General features: G+C 70.0%; 16 protein-coding genes. 9 read left to right on the top strand and 7 right to left on the bottom strand.

All coding sequences use genetic code 11. The features are described from left to right. Positions 1-77: 77 nt before the first annotated feature. Entirely contained in the window at positions 78-389 is a 312-nt protein-coding gene (locus ABZ454_RS10600; protein ID WP_359537164.1) for a LysR family transcriptional regulator, read from the bottom strand. A 341-nt stretch (positions 390-730) separates the two neighbouring features. Then, on the bottom strand, positions 731-2,860 hold the full coding sequence (locus ABZ454_RS10595) for a BTAD domain-containing putative transcriptional regulator (RefSeq protein ID WP_359537162.1): 2,130 nt from the start codon (positions 2,858-2,860) through the stop codon (positions 731-733). Between the two features lie 515 nt (positions 2,861-3,375). On the opposite strand from ABZ454_RS10595, the gene ABZ454_RS10590 reads away from it, so the two are divergent. Further along, entirely contained in the window at positions 3,376-4,764 is a 1,389-nt protein-coding gene (locus ABZ454_RS10590) for an FAD-dependent oxidoreductase (protein WP_359537160.1), read from the top strand. 142 nt (positions 4,765-4,906) lie between these two features. On the opposite strand, the gene opcA is transcribed toward ABZ454_RS10590, so the two are convergent. From opcA to ABZ454_RS10565, 5 genes are all read right to left on the bottom strand, one after another. Continuing rightward, complete coding sequence (opcA, locus tag ABZ454_RS10585; protein WP_359537158.1) at positions 4,907-5,842, bottom strand: glucose-6-phosphate dehydrogenase assembly protein OpcA; 936 nt, start codon at positions 5,840-5,842, stop codon at positions 4,907-4,909. Then, entirely contained in the window at positions 5,839-7,368 is a 1,530-nt protein-coding gene (gene zwf / locus ABZ454_RS10580; RefSeq protein ID WP_359537157.1) for a glucose-6-phosphate dehydrogenase, read from the bottom strand. The genes opcA and zwf overlap by 4 nt, the downstream gene beginning before the upstream one ends. A 157-nt stretch (positions 7,369-7,525) precedes the next feature. Continuing rightward, positions 7,526-7,777 carry a DUF2630 family protein gene (locus ABZ454_RS10575; RefSeq protein ID WP_359537156.1) on the bottom strand — a complete coding sequence of 84 codons (252 nt, stop codon included), beginning with the start codon at positions 7,775-7,777 and terminating at the stop codon, positions 7,526-7,528. 64 nt (positions 7,778-7,841) lie between these two features. Beyond that, positions 7,842-8,315: a DNA starvation/stationary phase protection protein gene (locus tag ABZ454_RS10570; RefSeq protein WP_359537155.1), complete on the bottom strand. Its 474-nt coding sequence runs from the start codon at positions 8,313-8,315 to the stop codon at positions 7,842-7,844. 504 nt (positions 8,316-8,819) lie between these two features. Then, entirely contained in the window at positions 8,820-9,806 is a 987-nt protein-coding gene (locus ABZ454_RS10565; protein ID WP_359537154.1) for a LysR family transcriptional regulator, read from the bottom strand. A 123-nt stretch (positions 9,807-9,929) separates the two neighbouring features. On the opposite strand from ABZ454_RS10565, the gene ABZ454_RS10560 reads away from it, so the two are divergent. The 8 genes from ABZ454_RS10560 to ABZ454_RS10525 all read left to right on the top strand — a co-directional run bounded on the left by ABZ454_RS10560 (position 9,930) and on the right by ABZ454_RS10525 (position 18,220). Continuing rightward, entirely contained in the window at positions 9,930-10,493 is a 564-nt protein-coding gene (locus ABZ454_RS10560) for a cupin domain-containing protein (RefSeq protein WP_359537153.1), read from the top strand. A gap of 546 nt (positions 10,494-11,039) precedes the next feature. Then, the gene (locus ABZ454_RS10555; protein WP_359537152.1) at positions 11,040-11,471 is read left to right on the top strand and encodes a universal stress protein; all 432 of its coding nucleotides are present in this window, start codon (positions 11,040-11,042) and stop codon (positions 11,469-11,471) included. 250 nt (positions 11,472-11,721) lie between these two features. Then, the gene (locus ABZ454_RS10550; RefSeq protein ID WP_359537478.1) at positions 11,722-12,027 is read left to right on the top strand and encodes a WhiB family transcriptional regulator; all 306 of its coding nucleotides are present in this window, start codon (positions 11,722-11,724) and stop codon (positions 12,025-12,027) included. A 142-nt stretch (positions 12,028-12,169) separates the two neighbouring features. Beyond that, positions 12,170-12,595, top strand: coding sequence for an SsgA family sporulation/cell division regulator (locus tag ABZ454_RS10545; protein ID WP_359537151.1), 426 nt, complete (start codon positions 12,170-12,172; stop codon positions 12,593-12,595). Positions 12,596-12,971: 376 nt separating this feature from the next. Further along, the gene (locus ABZ454_RS10540; RefSeq protein WP_359537150.1) at positions 12,972-13,544 is read left to right on the top strand and encodes a hypothetical protein; all 573 of its coding nucleotides are present in this window, start codon (positions 12,972-12,974) and stop codon (positions 13,542-13,544) included. Positions 13,545-13,787: 243 nt separating this feature from the next. Beyond that, positions 13,788-14,657, top strand: a complete 870-nt coding sequence (locus ABZ454_RS10535; protein ID WP_359537149.1) for an alpha/beta hydrolase — start codon at positions 13,788-13,790, stop codon at positions 14,655-14,657. Between the two features lie 80 nt (positions 14,658-14,737). Then, positions 14,738-17,464, top strand: a complete 2,727-nt coding sequence (locus ABZ454_RS10530) for an AAA family ATPase (RefSeq protein ID WP_359537147.1) — start codon at positions 14,738-14,740, stop codon at positions 17,462-17,464. Between the two features lie 249 nt (positions 17,465-17,713). After that, positions 17,714-18,220, top strand: coding sequence for a DUF302 domain-containing protein (locus ABZ454_RS10525; protein WP_359537146.1), 507 nt, complete (start codon positions 17,714-17,716; stop codon positions 18,218-18,220). Positions 18,221-18,357: the final 137 nt, after the last annotated feature.

The following is an 18,357-nucleotide window of genomic DNA, read 5'->3' as shown; positions in this document are numbered from 1 at the left end:
TGCCGGTCCCTTGTGCCGTCACTCCCGACCCTCGCCGGCCCGGCGTCCTCACCGGCCCGGTTACGGAGACGTACGGGTCACGGTCCGGCGCCGGATCCCGGCTCGGTCGCGGACCACGCGGCCCGCGCGATGCGCCGGTTGTGGTCCAGCGCGCGCTCCGCCTCCGGAACTGCTCTTCGTCCGGCTTCGGTCAGCTCGGCTCCCCGGGGGGTGCGGACCAACAGTTCAACCCCCAGAAGGCGTTCCAGCCGGCGTACCTGCCTGCTCAACGAGGGCTGGGCGATGCCCAGCCCGGCCGCGGCATGGCCGAAGTGCCCTTCTTCGGCAACGGCCAGGAACGCTCGCAGGAGTCTGGGTTCGATGTCCGGCTCCGTGTCGGTCGGTAACACGTGAGGTTCGTACGCGTTCAATGGGTGTCCTTTCAGATGTCCCGCACGCGCCGAGGAGACATGCCGTGCCGGCATCGCCCGATGCGGGTCCGTCCCGGTCGCCGTGGCGCGGCGCTGATCCCATGGGCACCGGCACCTTCACCTCCCCGGCCCTCATCAGCGAGGGTTTGCCGCGGAACGGCTCACGCCAGGCATCAACCCCCGTGAGGCCATGGCTCCTTGGCGTACTGATCCGATGCGCGGGGGCCGTTTCCCGCCGATCCCGTGCCGTACCGTCCCGGGACTTCCGGCGGCCTCGATCACGTTCATCGTAGGAGGCGATCGGGTGTGAACGGGAAACGTCACGTGTGAGACGCGTCGCTCAGCACGGATGCGGGCCGGCCGGTGACGCTGCGCAGCCCGGCACGTGTGCCGGTGGTCTCCGCACGGGCTGCCGCGGCATCCGCGAGCGGCTCGACGGTGACGCCGGAGGAGAGGGTCTCGTCCGGGTGGGCAGCGGCCCGGACGTACGACAGCCGGGCCGCGAACCGTGCCGAGTGGCGAGGGTGTCCGTGCAGGCGCGGCTGGGCGGCCGCACGATCCGCTTCGCCCGAGCGGTCGAGTTCGGCCGCATAGGCCAGGACCAAGCTGTGGGCGCCGAAGAGGTCGTGCCCCCGGGCGTCCAGCAGACGGGCGCGCACCAGTTCCCCGGCGGCCGTGGCCGCCGCGTCGCGCGGGACGCCGGCCAGGCCGGCCAGCGCGGCCGTGGTGAAGTCGGCGGTCCGGTGCAGGGGCAGCAGCGAGAAGATCCTTCTGGCCTCGGCGCCGAGCCTGCGGTAGGACCAGGAGAACACGCCCCGCACATCGTTGGCGCTGTCGTCGTCGAAGCCGTGGAGCTTGCCCTGCGCGCCCGTCAGTTCGGCGGCCAGCCGGGCGAGCGGCTGCTCGGGGCGGCTCACCGCACGCGCGCCCACCACCGCGAGGGCGAGCGGCAGCCGGCCGCAGCGGACCACGATCTCCTCGACGACGGCCGGGTCGGTATCGGGATGCGTCGAGCCGACACGCTCGAGGAAACACGCCGTCGCCTCGGCCGTCGAGGGGACGTCCAGGGCGAGGAGCCGCGCTCCGTGGGCGGTCGCCAGTCCGCTCAGCCGGCTCCGGCCGGTCACCACGACCATGCACGTGGCGGTACCGGGCAGCAGCGGACGGACCTGGTCCGCGTCGGACGCGTTGTCCAGCACCACGAGCACCCGGCGGCCGGACAGGACGCTGCGGAAGAGAGCCGACCGGGCGTTCAGCGACGCGGGAATCTGGTTCCGGTCCACTCCCAGCGCTTCCAGGAACGCGTACAGGACGTCACCGGGGTCCGCCGGCTCCCCGGCGGACGCGAATCCGCCCAGGTCGGCGTAGAGCTGGCCGTCGGGGAAGGCCGCAGCCACCCGATGGGCGAAGTGGACGGCCAGCGCGGTCTTGCCCACACCTGGCATGCCGTCGATCGCCAGGACCCGCAGGCCTTCGCCGCGCCGGTTCGCGGCACGCAACGCTTGCGCGAGGGCCTGCTCGCGGCCGGTGAAGCACGGCAGGTCCGGGGGCAACTGGGCGGGCACGATCCATGACCGACGGGACTCCGCACGCGGCTGTGACCGAACGGTCGGCGACGTGTCGGACTCCGGTGACCGGGACAGCGGGCTGCCGCGCAACACCCGTTCCTGAGCGGCACGCAGTTCCGCGCCCGGCTCGACTCCCAGTTCGTCCACCAGCCGGGTGCGGAAGCTGTGGTACTGCATGATGGCCTCGGCCTGCTTGCCGTCCGCGGCCAGCACGAGCAGCAGAGAAGCCTGGAGTGACTCGTCGAGCGGGCAGCGGTCGGCAGCCTGTCGCACGGGCAGCAGGACGGAGCCGGCCCGTCCGCAGCCGAGCGCGGCGGTGGCCGCCTCACCCACGACCGGAGCGTACTCGTGCTCCACCATGGCGAAGGCCGGGTGGAGGGCCGCTACCGCGCCGAGGTCCTCCGCGCAGTGTCCCTTCCACAGACCCAGCGCCTTCAGGTACAGGTCGACGGCGGCGGACAGGTCGCCGTCGGCCGTCGCGGCGCGGGCCTGCCCGACGAGGCCGCGGAACTCGAGCAGGTCGAGACGGCCGGCGTCCACGTGCAGCAGGTAGCCCGCCGCGCGGCGGACGAGCCACCGCCCCGACGACCTGGCCGGCAAGCCCGGTTCCAGGAGCCGGCGCAGCGCACCGACATACCGGTGGACCGCGTTCACCGCGCTGGCCGGCGGGTCACCTTCCCACAGCAGGCCGATGAGCTCCGTCAGCGACACGGGCCGTCCCGCCCCCGCCAGCAGCGCGGCAAGAACCAGCCGCTGCTGGCGGGGGCCGACCGGCAGTTCCTCATCGGCCACCCAGGCGCGTACCGGTCCCAGCAACGAGAAACGTACGACCTCTTCGGGCTCCTGCTCTTCGTCGGTACGTCGGCGCGGTGTCGTGGGCATGGAAGGTCCTCCTTTCGCCGTCCGGACGGTGGCTGGGGCACAGGCCCGCCGCCTCACGTGGTGCTCACGGCCGTCGGCAGTTGGATGTACGGGTGCCGGGCGCGCGTACGTCCGCCCGGCGGTCCGCCCACGTCTTCGGAGACGGACCGCCCAGGACACGGACGCCCGGCACCCAAAACGTAGGCCGCTCCCTCCCGGGGAGGCATCAGTCGGATGACTCGTTACCGCTCACGGCGCCGGACCGCGGGGACGCAGGAGCCTCGCAGGCGCCCGTGCCGGCGCTGTGGCACGGAGCGCGGGCGGCGCCGGCGCTCCGTGCTCCTGACCCCTCACCGCGGACTCCGTCGCCGGGCAGGCCATGGCCGGGTCAGCACGCTTACGCGGACACACCACGAAGGGGGCAGTCATTCGACTGATGCAGCCGGTCACCTGGACGGTGACTCTTGGGACGGGGACCGGGACCTGGTGTTCCGGCCACCCCACCACCTGTTCACCAGTCGAGAGGACCCGAGGAAATGAGTGGCACGGCGGAAAATGTGGAGGACGTGGACCTGCTGGTGGTGGGTGGCGGCAAGGCGGGCAAGACCCTTGCCATGGACACCGCGCGGGCAGGCGGGCGCGTGGTCATGGTGGAGCGGGGCATGATCGGCGGCACCTGTATCAACGTCGCCTGCATCCCCACCAAGACGCTGGTGACCAGCGCCCGTCTGGCGCGCAGGGCCGGCAGCGCCGACGCGCTGGGGCTCCGGCTGGGCACACCCACGATCGATCTGGAGCTGCTGCGCTCGCACAAGCAGGGCGTCGTCTCCGACATGGTCCAGCTCAACCACCGGCAGTTCCTGGACAGCGGCATGGACTTCGCTCTGGGAACGGCGCGCTTCGTGGCGGAGCGAACCGTGGCGATCGACCTCAACGACGGAGGCCACCGGGTCGTACGCGGCGCCGACGTGGTGATCAACACCGGGACGAAGCCACGGCTCGCGGCCATTCCGGGGCTCGCCGAGGCCGAGCCGCTGACCAGTGAAAGCATCATGGACCTGAGGCGCATCCCGGAGCGGCTCGTGGTCCTGGGCGGCGGTTACGTAGGGCTGGAGTTCGCCCAGATGTTCGCCGCCTTCGGCAGTCAGGTGACGGTCCTGGAACGCGGCCCCCACCTGCTGCCGCACGAGGACCGGGACATCGCCACTGCCCTGGCGGCCTGCCTCCAGGAGGACGGCGTCGAACTGATCACGGACGCGTCGGTACAGGAAGTCCGCAGGGAGCAGGGCACGGTACGGATCCTGCTGAAGGACGGACGGACGCTGACGGCGGACGACGTCCTCGCTGCGACCGGCCGCGACCCGGTCACCCGCGATCTGGGGCTGGAGACGGCAGGAGTACGCACGGACGACCGGGGGTTCGTGCGCGTCGACGAGAGGCTGGCAACCGACGCCCCGCACACCTGGGCGGTGGGGGACGTGGCAGGCAGCCCGCAGTTCACCCACGTCTCGCTCGACGATTACCGCATCGTCAAGGCCAACATCAACGGCGGTACCCGCAGTACGGTCGGGCGGCTGGTTCCGTGGAACCTGTTCACCGACCCGGAACTGGCCCGTGTCGGTCTCACCGAGGAGGAGGCCCGAGCCACGGGCCGCTCCATCAGGGTCGCGAAGCTGCCGGTCAAGGCCATCCCCCGGGCCCGCACACTGCGGGACACCCGCGGTCTGTGGAAGGCGGTGGTCGACCGGGACAGCGAACAGATCCTGGGTGCGGCCCTGCTCGGCCCGGAGTCGGCGGAAGTGCTTTCCGTGGTGCAGACGGCCATGTGGGCGGAGATGCCCTTCACCCGGCTCCGGGACGGGATGATCGCCCACCCGACCATGGCGGAGGGCCTGAACGCGCTGTTCGCCTCCTGGACCGACTGAGGAAGCGCGGCGTTGTCTGCGCGAGCGACCGGGACCCGGTGGCCGTCTCACGACGGCTGCCGGGTCCCGGTCGCTCGCGGCTACGTGTGCAACCTACGCACCGCGGTCCGAAGCCGCGGCGCGGGTGTGCTCGGGCTGATGGTCAGACATGAACACCGTTCTCCTTCACGCCCCTGCCGCGCAGGGCGATGGCATACATGTCGTCGGGGTCGAGGCGCCTGAGCTCCTCGGCGATGAGGTCAGAGGTGGGGCGGACCTTCAGAGCGAGGGTCCGCGGAGGCTGGCCGGGCAGGGTCAGCAAGGCCACCGGGCCGGCGGGGCGCTCGATGACGAGCTCACCGTCGTCCGTGCCCAGCCGCACAGCGGTGACGACCGGACCCGCGCCGGCGACTCTGCCCACGCTCACGTCCAGACGGGCCTCCAGCCAGCGGGCCAGAAGCTCCGCGCTCGGGTCGGCCGCCTCGGCCTCGACGATCGCCGAGGTCACCCTTGCCGGGGCCTGGTCCAAGGCCGCCGCGAGGGCCGAGCGCCACGGTGTCAGCCTGGTCCAGGCGAGGTCGGTGTCGCCGGGAGCGTAGGAACGGAGTCGGGCCTGAAGCTCCCGGAGGGGCGCCGCGGCGGTGGAGGCGTCGGTGATCCGGCGCTGGGCCAGTGCACCCAAGGGATCGCGCGGGGGGATGCCGGGAGCGTCCACCGGCCACCAGACGACCACAGGGGCATCAGGGACGAGCAGGGGCAGGACAACCGACTCGGCGTGCTCGGAGACTTCGCCGTACATGCGCAGAACGACCGTCTCGCCGGTGCCGGCCTCTGAACCGACCCGCACTTCCGCGTCGAGGTGCGACCACGTGCCCGCACCCGGTATGCGGGCGGGACGCCTGATGACGACCAGGGTCCGCGACGGATGCTCCCGCGAGGCGTCTTCGGCGGCCCTCGTCGCGTCGTACGCGTTCTCCTCGTCCGTGACGATGACCATCGTCAGGACCATGTCCGCGGCCGGCGTGCCGATGGCCCGGCGCCCTTGGACGAGGGCGCGCTCGATGGCCCCCGCCGTCGTGTCGTCGAGGTCGATTCTCATGGCCTGCGCCAGCTCCGTCCGTCTCGTTCCATCATGTCGTCGGCCTCGGCGGGTCCCCAGGTACCGGAGGGATAACGGGCCGGCTCGCCGTTGGTGTCCCAGTACCGCTCGACCGGGTCGAGGATCTTCCAGGACAGCTCCACCTCCTCCGTGCGGGGGAAGAGGTTGGCGTCGCCGAGCAGCACGTCGAGGATGAGCCGCTCGTAGGCCTCGGGGCTGGACTCGGTGAACGACTCGCCGTACGCGAAGTCCATCAGCACGTCCCGGATCTCCATCGAGGTGCCCGGCACCTTGGAGCCGAAGCGGACGGTGACGCCCTCTTCGGGCTGGACACGGATGACGATCGCGTTCGCCCCGAGGTCCTCGGTGACGGAGGAGGCGAAGGGGGAGTGCGGGGCGCGCTGGAAGACGACCGCGATCTCGGTGACGCGGCGGCCCAGCCTCTTGCCGGTGCGCAGGTAGAAGGGGACCCCCGCCCAACGGCGGTTGTCCACGCCCACCTTGACCGCGGCGTAGGTGTCGGTCGTGGACCGGGGGTCGATGCCGTCCTCTTCGAGGTAGCCGACCGCTTTCCGGCCCCCCTGCCAGCCGGCCGTGTACTGGGCACGGACGGTGTCCCGGCCCAGGTCATCGGGCAGCCGGACCGCGCCGAGCACCCGGGTCTTCTCGGCGGCGAGCGCGTCGGCGTCGAAGGAGGCGGGCTCCTCCATCGCGGTCAGCGCCAGCAGTTGGAGGAGGTGGTTCTGCATCACGTCACGGGCCGCGCCGATGCCGTCGTAGTACCCGGCACGGCCGCCGATGCCGATGTCCTCGGCCATCGTGATCTGCACGTGGTCGACGTACGACCTGTTCCAGATCGGCTCGAATATCGTGTTGGCGAAGCGCAGGGCCAGAATGTTCTGGACGGTCTCCTTGCCCAGGTAGTGGTCGATACGGAAGACCTGGTCCGGGGAGAAGGCCTCGTGGACGAGGGAATTGAGGCCCCTGGCCGACTTCAGGTCGTGCCCGAACGGCTTCTCGATCACCGCGCGGCGCCAGGAGCCGTCGCTCCGGTCCGCCAGGCCGTGCTTCTTCAACTGCCGGGTGACCACGGGGAAGGAACTCGGTGGCACGGACAGGTAGAAGGCGAAGTTGCCCCCGGTGCCCTGGGACTTGTCCAGTTCCTCGAGGGTGCGGTGCAACCGTTCGAACGCCTCGTCGTCATCGAAGGCGCCCTGAACGAACCTCATGCCCTGGATGAGCTGCTGCCAGATCTCCTCCCGGAACGGCGTGCGGGAGTGTTCTTTGACGGCGTCGTGCACGACCTGGGCGAAGTCCTCGTGTTGCCAGTTCCGGCGGGCGAAACCGACGAGCGAGAAGCCCGGCGGCAGCAGACCCCGGTTGGCGAGGTCGTACACGGCGGGCATGAGCTTCTTGCGGGAGAGGTCGCCGGTGACTCCGAAAATGACCAGACCCGACGGCCCCGCGACACGCGGGAGCCGCCGGTCCGCGAGGTCACGCAGCGGATTGCCGTGCGAACGGTTCATCGGACCGGCCCCTTTCCGTGAGGCGGCCACGGTCTGACCGGTAGGGAGGGGGCGGCCGCCCCGGTCGGGTACGCACACACAGTGGCTCCTTGGGACTTGGTCGGACGGTTGACGTGTCGGCCGGGGCGGCGACTCCGGTGGGCCGGCCCCCGTCGCGTCAGGACTTGTAGTTCTCCACCTGGGACTGCGGGCGCACGTGTGCCTCGTCGGGATTCTCCCCGAACTCGGACCTGGCCCGTCGTTGCCGCAGCAGGTCCCAGCACTGGTCCAGCTCCCTTTCCAGCTCGACGAGTCGGGCGCGGTTCCCGGCAGGGTCCGCTGCCCCGTCCGTGACCAGGTGGTCCCGCAGCCGGCGTTCCTCGTCCGCCATCTCCGTGATGTGGTGCAGAATGCGCTGATTCGTCTTCATGGGCGGTCTCCTTGCTTCTACGGGCGCACGGGCATGTCGTCACCGCGGGGGTGACCGTGGCACATCAGGCGCGGTTCTCCGCCTGGAACATCCAGCTCTGCTTCTCCAGAGCCGCCGCCAGCGAAAGGAACAGGTCCTGCGTCACCGCGTCCGACCGGCCCGCCTCGTCGATGCGGGCGCGCATGCGCGTGATGAGGGTGGAGAAGACCTGGACGATGGCTTCCACCACCTTCCCGTCGTCGACCCAGCCGGACACGAAGGCGGGCAGCCCGCTGTTCTCCGCGACCGTGCCGGCTCGCCCGTCCGGGCTCACGCCGAGCGCCGCCGCCCGCTCGGCGACCTGGTCGGCGTAGTCCCGGGCCGTGGTCACCACCTCGTCGAGTTGCAGGTGGACGGCGCGGAAGCGCGGGCCGTAGACGTTCCAGTGCGCCTGCTTCGCCAGCAGCGAAAGGTCGAGCAGATCCACCAGGGTGCTCTGCAGCAGAGCACCGGTGTCGTCGCGCTCCTGCTTGGCGAGCGGGCCCGTGATCACGGTCATGATCGTTTCTCATTCCTCTTAGGGACAACCCGGACGGCCGCAGAGGGGCCCGGCCGGGGGAGACCTCGCCCATCCTTCCGGCGGTGCCACCCCTGGCTATCCGTTGTATGACTTACGACGTGTGCCGGCCGTACACATGTGACTCACTTGAGCTGCCACATGCATGTTGCCTGCCCGGCGCACTCGGGGAACCGGGAGCGCGTCGCGGGTGTGTCCCCACTCCTGCCCAGCACGCGTCCGTCCGCGAGATCGCCAGTGTGCGCAGAGCGCGGCCCTCGTGAGCAGGTCCGTGTCGCCGGTCGGAGCGTCACCTCGTCCGCCACCGTTCTCGGGCATGGGAGCAGAAGCCGTCAGGCGATCCTGATGCAGTCGCGCCATACGTTCGGCTCGCATACGCGGAAATCCATGCAGCCCGTTCTTCCGAATAAGTCAGATTTTCCTTGGTGCAGAGAAAGCAATTCCCGATTCATGAAAGAGCCCTCCGGACCGTCGGCATCCTTTCCTCTACCGGGCGACGGGCGCCGTGGGCAACCGCCAGGTCTCGGGGTGCGAGGCACTCAGCCCCGTTGCCACAGCCCGGCAGGAAGCGACGAAGCCATCCACGTCGGCCCGCCTGCTGTCCCCGTTCCACACGACGCTCATCCGATGGTGAAGACCCGGCAGAGGTACGAAGGCCACGTCCGCGTAGCCCGCGAAGCGGAAGGAGGCCGGAACGACGGACACGCCCAGGCCGGCCGCGACCAGGTCGGGAACCGCGGAGGGAGCCGTCGGCACGGGCGTCAGCCGGACGTGCGCGGCCGCGGCCATCTCGTGCAGCGCGTCCCAGCAGTGTCCGCGTTCCCGGACCGGAAAGAGAACCGGCTCGTCCACCAACGCGCCAAGGGGCATCTCCGACGCGCCCGCGAACGCGTGATGCCGTCCCAGGAGGGCACTGGCCCCTTCGTCGAGCAGGACCTGGGCGTGGTCGGCTCCCAGATCCCTGCCCCAGGTGAGAGCCGCGTCGATGCGGCCGTCCCGCAACGCGCCCGCGATGTCGCTGTCGTCCAGGCCCACCACCGACAGTTGCACGTCCGGGTGCGTGGCGCGGAAATGGCGCACCGCTTCCGCCAGCAGCCCGCCGGGAGGACTGGGCAGGGGGGCCGAGATCCTCAGCGTTCTCGTCCCCTCTCGCCCGGCCGCCGCCCTGGCGAGATGGACGAGCCGCCGGTTCTGGGCCAGGGCGTTCTCGGCGTGCGGCACCACGAGCCGCCCCGCGGCGGTCAGCCGCGCGCCCCGCGGAGTGCGGGCGAACAGTGACACCTCCAGCAGCCGTTCGAGTTGTTGCACCTGCCTGCTCAGAGCCGATTGAGCGACCATCAGACGGTCTGCGGCACGGCCGAAGTGACCTTCCCGGGCGACGGCCAGGAACGCCCGCAGCAGCCGTGGGTCGATATCGGGTTCGGAACGCTGCGCCTGGAGATCGGTCACGGCAACGGGAGTTCGGTCTGTCACTTCGAATCTTCCTCGGTCTCTTGTACGACGGTAGCCACGGGGAGTGAGGGCCGGCCGACGACGGGGTTGCGAGGCCGCCGGCGCGTGCATCCCGTTTCGGCATGAGGTGATGACGAATCGGTCTTGGACCGCGCGCATCGCCTTGTGCTCGAATACGAGCGGAATGAAGAAGGAGCGAGGAGAACAGTGACTTCCCTGCCTGGCAACATCACGACCCCGGTCATCACTGACCCCGATACCCAGCCGGCCCTGCAGTTCCTCGGCGGTCTGGTGCGGATGCGCGCGCGGGCGGCCGATACCGCGGGCGCCTACGCACTGCTGGAGCACACCGGTGAACGCGGATACATGTCGCCGTTGCACCTGCACGAGTCCGACGAGGAAACGTTCCTCGTCCTGGACGGCACCCTGCGGGTCGAGGTCGGCAATGACGTACGCAGCGTGGGGGCGGGTGCGCTCGCGCTCCTTCCTCGTGGGCTGGCGCACGGATTCGTGGTGACGTCTCCGACGGCACGTTTCCTGACGCTGCACACCCCGGGCGGTGGCTTCGACGCCTTCGTGGAGGAAGCGGGGGCGCCTTTCAGTGGCGCTGTGCCGCCGGAGGCCGGCCCCATGCCCGATCCTGAGGAGCTGACGCGGATGGCTGCCGCGCACGGTATTCAGATCGTCGGACCGCCGCTGATGCCCTGACCCACCTTCAGCGACGTCCCAGGGGTGACCGGAGGAATGGGCGCCCGGCCCCGCCTCCGGTTTCCGCGGCTCCGTGACCCGCATGGGCGCGTTCCTCCTTCCGGGAGACCGTCTCCTTCTCGGCAGTCCAGCCGGCGACAGCCCTTGAAGGCCACCCGTGCGGCTGGTGATGACCGGTCATGGCCGTGCCCAGGGTAGAACGGCGCGCACCACGCGGCATCAGTCGTCCGACTGCGTTCGCGGCACGCACGGAAATGCCCCGGGCCACCGGCTCACACCGCTGTGCAGTTCACACAGGGCCACATTGACATGTGAATATGGCTGGTCATATTTTTGCGGGTGGCCGTTGTGCGGCTCGCGTCCAGGTGTCGAAGCCACGGCTTCCAGCCTGGATGCTCAGGAGGACCCCCGGCCCGCTCCAGGGGCGCGCGGCCCGCGCGCCCGAGCGAGAACACCGGACGAGGCGAGTGCCTCCTGCCTGAATGACCCCCATGTCGATGCGGTGCCGCGCTGACCGCAGCACCGCCGGAGAAAGGACGACGCCCCATGTTCCAACGCATCCTGGTGGCCATCGACCCGAGTGACGCTCGCCGGACAGCCCTGTTGACGGCGGGAAGGATGGCACAGCTGACGAAGGCCGATGTCCACGTACTGCACGTGGTGGCGTCCGCCGTGACGGCGGGCACCGTGATGGTCCTGGAGGAGGAGAACGAAGGACGAGCCATCCTCGACGAGTCGCTGGCCGAGCTCCACGGACTCGGCGTGAAGGCCGACGGGCGTCTGGTCCATGGGCTGACCACCGAGGTTCCCGCTCTCATATCGGCGGCGGCCGAGGACTTCCAGGCCGATCTGCTGATCGTCAGCCCTCATCACAGGAGCGCGGTCTCCGCGTTCTTCAACCCCCGGGTGAGCGACGCGGTCGCACACGCCAGCCGGATCGCCGTACTCCTGGCGCCGGAGGAACCGGCCAAGCCGTAACCTCTCCTCCCTCGACGCCGCTGACGCCGGCGTTCGGAACCACGGGCTTCTCTCCGCGGTTCCGAACGCCGGCGTCAGTGCGTTGAGGCCTGGAGACGGCGTAGGTCGCTCCTTTCCCACCAGGAACAGTCAGACGACTGATGCCCATCGCGCCCGGGTTGGCCAGGGTGGAGGAACACAGGTTCTCGCGGAGGTGGCGATGAAAGCATTGGACGGGGCCCCGTTGTCCCCTGTCCCCAGGGAACTCTCGCTGTGGCGCCGGGGCGCCGGGGACGGAGGGCCCGGACGGTCCGCTCCCGCCTGGCAACACCGTTCCCTGTGCCGGTTCGAGGACCCGGAGCTGTTCTTTCCGATCGGCGAGGCGGGACCGGCGCTGGGACAGATCGCCGAGGCCAAGGCCGTCTGCGGGCAGTGCCCGGTCATCCGTACCTGTCGGGCGTGGGCGCTCGACCACCGTGAGGAGACGGGCGTATGGGGCGGCCTCAGCGAGCACGAACGACGGACCATCCGGCAGCGCGAGGCCCGCGCGGCCCGTCACGTCCGCGCGCCCCTCTAGGGAAGAACCGCTTCCTCCGCCGGGCGCGACGGCCGCGGGCAACGCCCGCGGACATCGCTCTCCCGCATCCCTCATGTCCCTGGGGTCACCACGCGCGCGACGCGGCACGGGCCTCGCAACCGACCAAAAGGACGCCGGTCAGATGACTGAGCACGGAAACCACACCGAACTCCGCACCACCCTTCACTTCCTGTCGGCGCCCCCGGACCGGAGCGAGGTCGATGGCAAGTTCACCTACAGCGTGGACGATCCGTTCGCGGTGCGCATGCACCTGCTCGTGACCGCGGGGATAGGGGTCACCTGGGTCGTCGGCCGGGATCTGTTGGCCGCCGGTACCGAACGGCTCAGCGGAGAGGGCGACTTCAAGGTATGGCCCTCACGGGGGCCGCACGACCGGCCTTCCCTGTATCTCAGGCTGGAACGCCCGCAGGTAAGGGCCACGTTCGTGGCCGACCTGACAACGGTCCGCCGATGGCTGGACGACACGTACGCCATGGTGCCTTCGGGGAGGGAGGACACCTTGCTGGACTGGGACGCCCTCACCGAGAGCCTGCTCCCGCCCGTCTGAACACAGGCCCACGACGGCCGTCACCCGGAGGTTCAATGCGCGGAGCCCCTTCTGCGCGGCCGGGCACACCAGTTGCCCCGGCACGCACCGGCGCCGGCCCATGGCCCCGTCGGCACTTCAGGAGCGGCAAGATGGACAGGTGGGTTGTGGATGACCTGCACGGAGGGGGGCGAGCCGTTGCCCGCCCCCCTCCTCCGGGCCATCTTCGCGCCTCGTACCGTCCTCCACCTCTCCACACATGGCGCACTGCCCCGTGTCAGGAGCCGTCCGCGAGCACATGTCTTCCGGGGCGGCTCTTCTTCGCTTTCCGTTCCTCTTGTGTGCAATGTCTGAGTACGATGCCCCAGTCATCCACGCACACAAGGGAGTGAAGGCTGTGCCCGCTAAGTCAGCCACCGCCACGATCCGATCGCGATACACGCAGCAAGCCGCTTCCGATCTCAAGGACAACCGCCGGCAACAACAGGAACTGGCGCAGCAGATCGAGGCCCTCCAGGAGGAGGAGAAGCTGCTCCTGGACATCCTCAGCCTCGCCGAACCCAGTGCCGCTGTGCCTGAGCAGGCACAGCGGCCGGCCGTGACCGCGGGAGCGCCGGACAGCCCGAAACCGTCTGCCAAGCCCCCCGCAGGCCGGACCAGGGTGCCCGCCGGGAAGCCCTCCCCCGAGAAGAAGGCACCGGTCTCCCCGCAGCGCCCGCTGCTGGGACACCTCCTCACCGACCTCCTCAAGAGGCATGACGAGCCCAGGCTGGCCAAAGAACTGCGCGAGGAACTCCTGAGCACGTATCCCGACAGGGCGCCTACCCCTCAGGTCGTGCGCAACACGATGGAGGGCCTCGTCGCCAAGGGACTCGTCGAGCGGCACAAGCAGCAGAGGTCGGTCATGTACACCTTGATCCAGGCCGAGCCGGACGAGAACACCGCTTCGGCGGGCGACCACGCCGCCTGACGCCGAAGGCGTCGTACAGCGGTGCGAAGACCGGGTGGACAGCGGGGCGCCGATCGGCGCCCCGCTGCCACACGTATACGTGCTCGGTTCCGCCCGTCGGTCCGTCACGCGTCCGTGAGACGGATGCGGAAACGCTCCTATGGTCAAATGCCTGATGCCCGGACTCCGCGACATCGTCAGACTCGACGACGTACGGAGCTCCCGCTGAGCGGGGAGCGTACCCCTCCCAGCGAAGGAACCGACGTGTACATCGACGCACCGAACCTCATGGTCGACGCCGCGAACGGCGTCAGGTACGCCTATCGGCGTTGCGGCCGTTCCAGCTCGGAGCCGCCGCTGCTCATGCTCTCGCACTTCCGGGGCACCCTCGACAGCTGGGATCCGGCGCTGGTCAACGCGCTGGCGGCCGAGCGCGACGTCATCACCTTCGACCATGCCGGGGTCGGCCTGAGTTCGGGGACCACACCGCGCACCATCGACGGCACCGCCGCCGACGCCCTTGCGTTCATGGCGGCCATCGGCGTGTCGCACGCCGACGTGCTGGGCTTCTCGATGGGCGGCTACGCCGCTCAGGCGCTCGCGCTGCTTCGCCCTGCCGCCGTGCGCCGCCTGATTCTCGTGGCCACTGCCCCCAGGGGCGGCCCGGGTATCCACGGCTGGCCGGACGACGTCTTCGACCGCGCGAACGCCGAGGAGCCGAAGCTGGGGGACTACCTGTACACCTTCTTCAGCCACACCGAGGCCAGCCAGCGCAGTGGGCTCGAGTTCCTGGGCCGGTACATCGAACGCGAGCACGACCGGGACCGGCCGGTCACCCGAGCGGCCATGGAAGCGCAGTATGAGGCGATGGTGGAGTGGGGCGTCCCTGACGCCGGTGCTCTGAGCAGAGTCCCGGAGATCGCGCAGCCGGCCCTCGTCGTCCTCGGGGACCGCGACCTGGTGACACCGGCCCGGGCGTCCTACCTGCTGGCGGGTCTGTTGCCCGACGCACGGGTGCGCGTCTATCCCGACGCAGGTCACGGCTTCCTGTTCCAGCACCACGAAGAGTTCGCCCGGGAGGCGCTGGGCTTCCTGGCCGAAGGCTCCCAGGACCGGCCGACACCAGTCGACTGACGGATGTGCCGACCGTCTTCCGTTCCCCATCATGTGGGTGCTGGTACGGGCAACCGCCCTCTGGCACGGGAGGAACGTTGTTGGTTGGCCGTACGTCCGAGCTGCAGGCACTCGAAGCGCTGCTGGCCGAGGCGGAGAACGAGGGAACCGCACTGCTGCTGCAGGGCGACCCCGGCGTGGGGAAGACCGCGCTGCTGGACGCCCTGACGGGGCGGGCCAGAGCGGGCGGTCTGCGTGTACTGCAGGTGGTCGGTGTGGAGAGCGAGCAGGAACTCGCGTTCTCCGCCCTGCACCAGCTTCTTTATCCGCTCTTCGACCACCTGGAGGAGCTTCCGGCCTTCCAGAGTGGTGTGCTGGAACAGGCGCTGTCCGTCCGCGAGGGATCGGCGCCCGCCCGCTTCGCCATTTCGGCGGCGGCCCTGGCGCTCCTCCAAGTGGCGTCGAAGGCGCAGCCTCTCTGCGTGGTGGTGGACGACGTGCACTGGATCGATCGTTCCAGCGCCGAGGTACTGACGTTCGTCACCCGCAGGCTCAGCAGCTGCCGGGCGGCGTTCGTCATGGCGGCCCGCAGCGGAGGGCATGGCTCGCTGGATCCCACGGGGCTGCGCGTTCTTCCTGTCGGCCCGCTGCCGGCCCCCGACGCGCTGGTACTGCTGGACAACAGCCACCCGGGGCTGGCCGAACCGACGCGGCGGCGACTGCTGCACGAGTCGGAAGGCAACCCGCTCGCCCTGGTCGAGCTGCCGGGCCAGCTCACCGACGCCCAACGGGACGGAGCCGAGGCCCTTCCCGTCACGCTGCCGCTCAGCAGCCGTCTGGAGAGCGTGTTCGCCGACCGCATTCGGCAACTCGACTCCGCGACGCGCTTCGCACTGTTGCTGACGGCCCTGGACGGGGAGCGCCCCGGCAATCTCGGGGACATCCGGGCGGCTTGCGCGACGGCCGGAGAGGTATGGGACGACGGGCAGTTGGAGACGACCGAGCGCATCGGGCTGGTGCGAATCGACCACCTGGGCGAACAGGTCACCTTCCGGCACCCCCTGGTCCGGTCCTGCGTCGTCCACATGTCACCGGGTCCACGTCGTCGGGCGGCGCACCGTGCCCTGGCGGAAATCCTGAAGGCGGAGCCCGAGCGGCGTGCCTGGCATCTCGCCAACGCCGCTGCGGACCCCGACGAGGCGGTCGCCGTCGAACTCACCCGTGCGGCGGAGCGAGCCATGGCCCGTGGCGGCTCCGCGGAGGCGGCCACCGCCTACCGTCGCGCGGCCGAACTCAGCCAGGACCCCGCCGAACGCACCCGCCGTCTGGACGAAGCGGCGTTCGCCGCAGGTGTCGGCGGCCTGCTGGACATGGCCCACGAACTGGCCGGCGCCCAGCCCACCCAGACCTTGCGCGGGGCGGCTGCAGCGGCTTATGTGCAGTTCCACAGGGAGGGTGACATCGAGGCGGTCTACCGCATCCTGCCCTCGGTCATGGCGGCGGCTCCCCGCCCCACCTCGACGGAGGACATCGACGCGTTCGACGACGCCTTCTACGTACTCCTCAACACAGCGGTGTGGGGCGGCCGGCCGGAGCTGTGGCCCGCCGTGTACAGCGCGCTGGACCGCATCTCCGAGCCCGCCCGGATGTGCTTCGACTGCGTCGCCGATCCGGCGCGGACCGCGCACGACGTACGGGAGCGGCTGGACCGCGCGACGGCCGCGCTGTCTCCTGACACACCTCTGTGGCAGGTCAACTGGCTGATCTACACCGCCATGTACCTCGACTGCTTCACGTTCTACGACGGCGTGTGGCGGGACGCCGTCGGCCACGACGCGTACGACGGCCTGCGTTTCGGTGTGGTGGCCAAGACGCACGAGGCGTTCATGCGGGGTGAATGGGACCGCGTCCAGGCGATCGTGGCGCACGGTATCGCGGATGCCACCGAGCACGACTACCACCTGGTCCACATCATCTTCACCTACGGACTGGCCATGGTCGCCTCCGGCCGCGGCGACGAAGAGGCCCTGCGCAAGCACTGCGAGACGATCACCACATGGGCTCAGCCACGGCGCATGCAGTTGCTGATGACCACCGTGAACGAGGTCTGGGCCCGGGCCGCTGTGGGCCGCGGTGATTTCGAGGAGGCGTACCTGCTGGCCTCCGCACTGACCCCGCCGGGAGAACTGCCGCCGCACTTCCCCCACTATTCGCGGATCTTCCTGGACCTCGTGGAGTCCGCGATGCGAACCGGCAGAACGGCAGAGGCGCGTGCGCACGTCGAGGCGGGGCAGCGGGCCCGCCTGGACACCATCTCACCGCACCTCGCGGTCATTCTCGCCGGGGCTGTCGCGATCACCGCGCCCGACGACCAGGCCAGGGAGCTCTACGAGGCGGCCCTCGCCGTGCCGGACGCCTCCCTGTGGGCCTACGAATACGCCCGTATCCGCCTGTACTACGGGGAGTGGCTGCGCCGCCGCCGGGAGTACACGGCCGCTCGCGTCCAGCTGAGCGTGGCCCTGGAACTGTTCGAGCAGCAACTGAAGGCACCTCTGTGGGCGCAGCGCGCACGGGACGAACTGCGGGCGGCCGGTGTCGGTGTGAGGGTCCCGGATTCCAGGAGCGGGGTGAAGATCAGCGCGCAGGAACGGCGTATCGCGGAACTCGCGGCCGGCGGACTGTCCAACAGGGAGATCGGGCGGCAGCTCAACATCTCTCCCCGAACGGCCGGCGCCCATCTCTACAGGGTGTTCCCCAAGCTGGGGATCACCTCCCGTGCCGCGTTGAGGGACGCGCTCAAGGCCTTCGACGAGGCCAACAGCGTCTGACACCGGACCGGATGCCGACGGCCGAAGCCGACGGCCGAAGCCGACGGCCACCGCGGACGCGCGGCCCCGGCCGATGTACACGGCCGGACTTCGCGAGTGTGACGGTAGCCGATGGACTCCTTGGGGAGTGATTGCCCGATGGTGCAGTAACACGTCCACGGGGCGCCCAGAGGACATATGTGCCGGTTCCACGGAGAGCGGTGGGGTTATGGTCGATTTGTATCCCACCCACATCCGCCTGGAGGCGAAGTGAGCACCTTCCCCGTGCGACGTCTGGACGTTGCCGTGCCGTCCGCGTCCGACTTCCGGCAGCGCTACGAGGCCGCTGTACCGCGCGTTCCGGAGGAGGAGCTGGAGGCCCTCGTCCGGAACGGAGCAGCCTGGTCCGAGATCACGGAGCTCATCGACTCGGCCGCACCTCACGGCTTCATGCTCTTCACAGAAAACGAGGCTCATCCCCTCTTCCGGCGCGCCGGGGACCAGGCGGTCTGCTACTGGTACCTGATGGGCAACCACACCATCGCCGAGCGGATGTACCGGCACGACCCGCGCACCATGCTCTACGCGCCGCTGCGCACGGTCATCTGGGAGAACGAGGCCGGAGCGGCCTGTTTCAGCGTGGACCAGCCGAGCACTCATTTCGCCGGGCTGGGAATTCCGGAGGTGGCCCGGGTCGGCGTCGAACTCGACCGCAGACTCGCAGCGCTCCTCGCCTTCCTCGGTACGGACGTACCGCAAGAGCTGCTGAGCAGCTGAACCGGGGAGCCCGACCGCGCCGCCTGGCACCGCCATCAGAACTGCCGGGACGACCGCGGCCGGGACCCGGGGCCCCGGGTCCCGGCCGCGGTCGTGCCCCGGATAGTAGGGGGGGGGTGACACCAACGCACACAGCG

The sequence above is a fragment of the Streptomyces sp. NPDC005803 genome (assembly GCF_040630435.1).
Taxonomy (GTDB): Bacteria; Actinomycetota; Actinomycetes; order Streptomycetales; family Streptomycetaceae; genus Streptomyces.
Note: the sequence above shows the minus strand (reverse complement) of the source record. Positions and strands in the feature narration are given on the sequence as shown.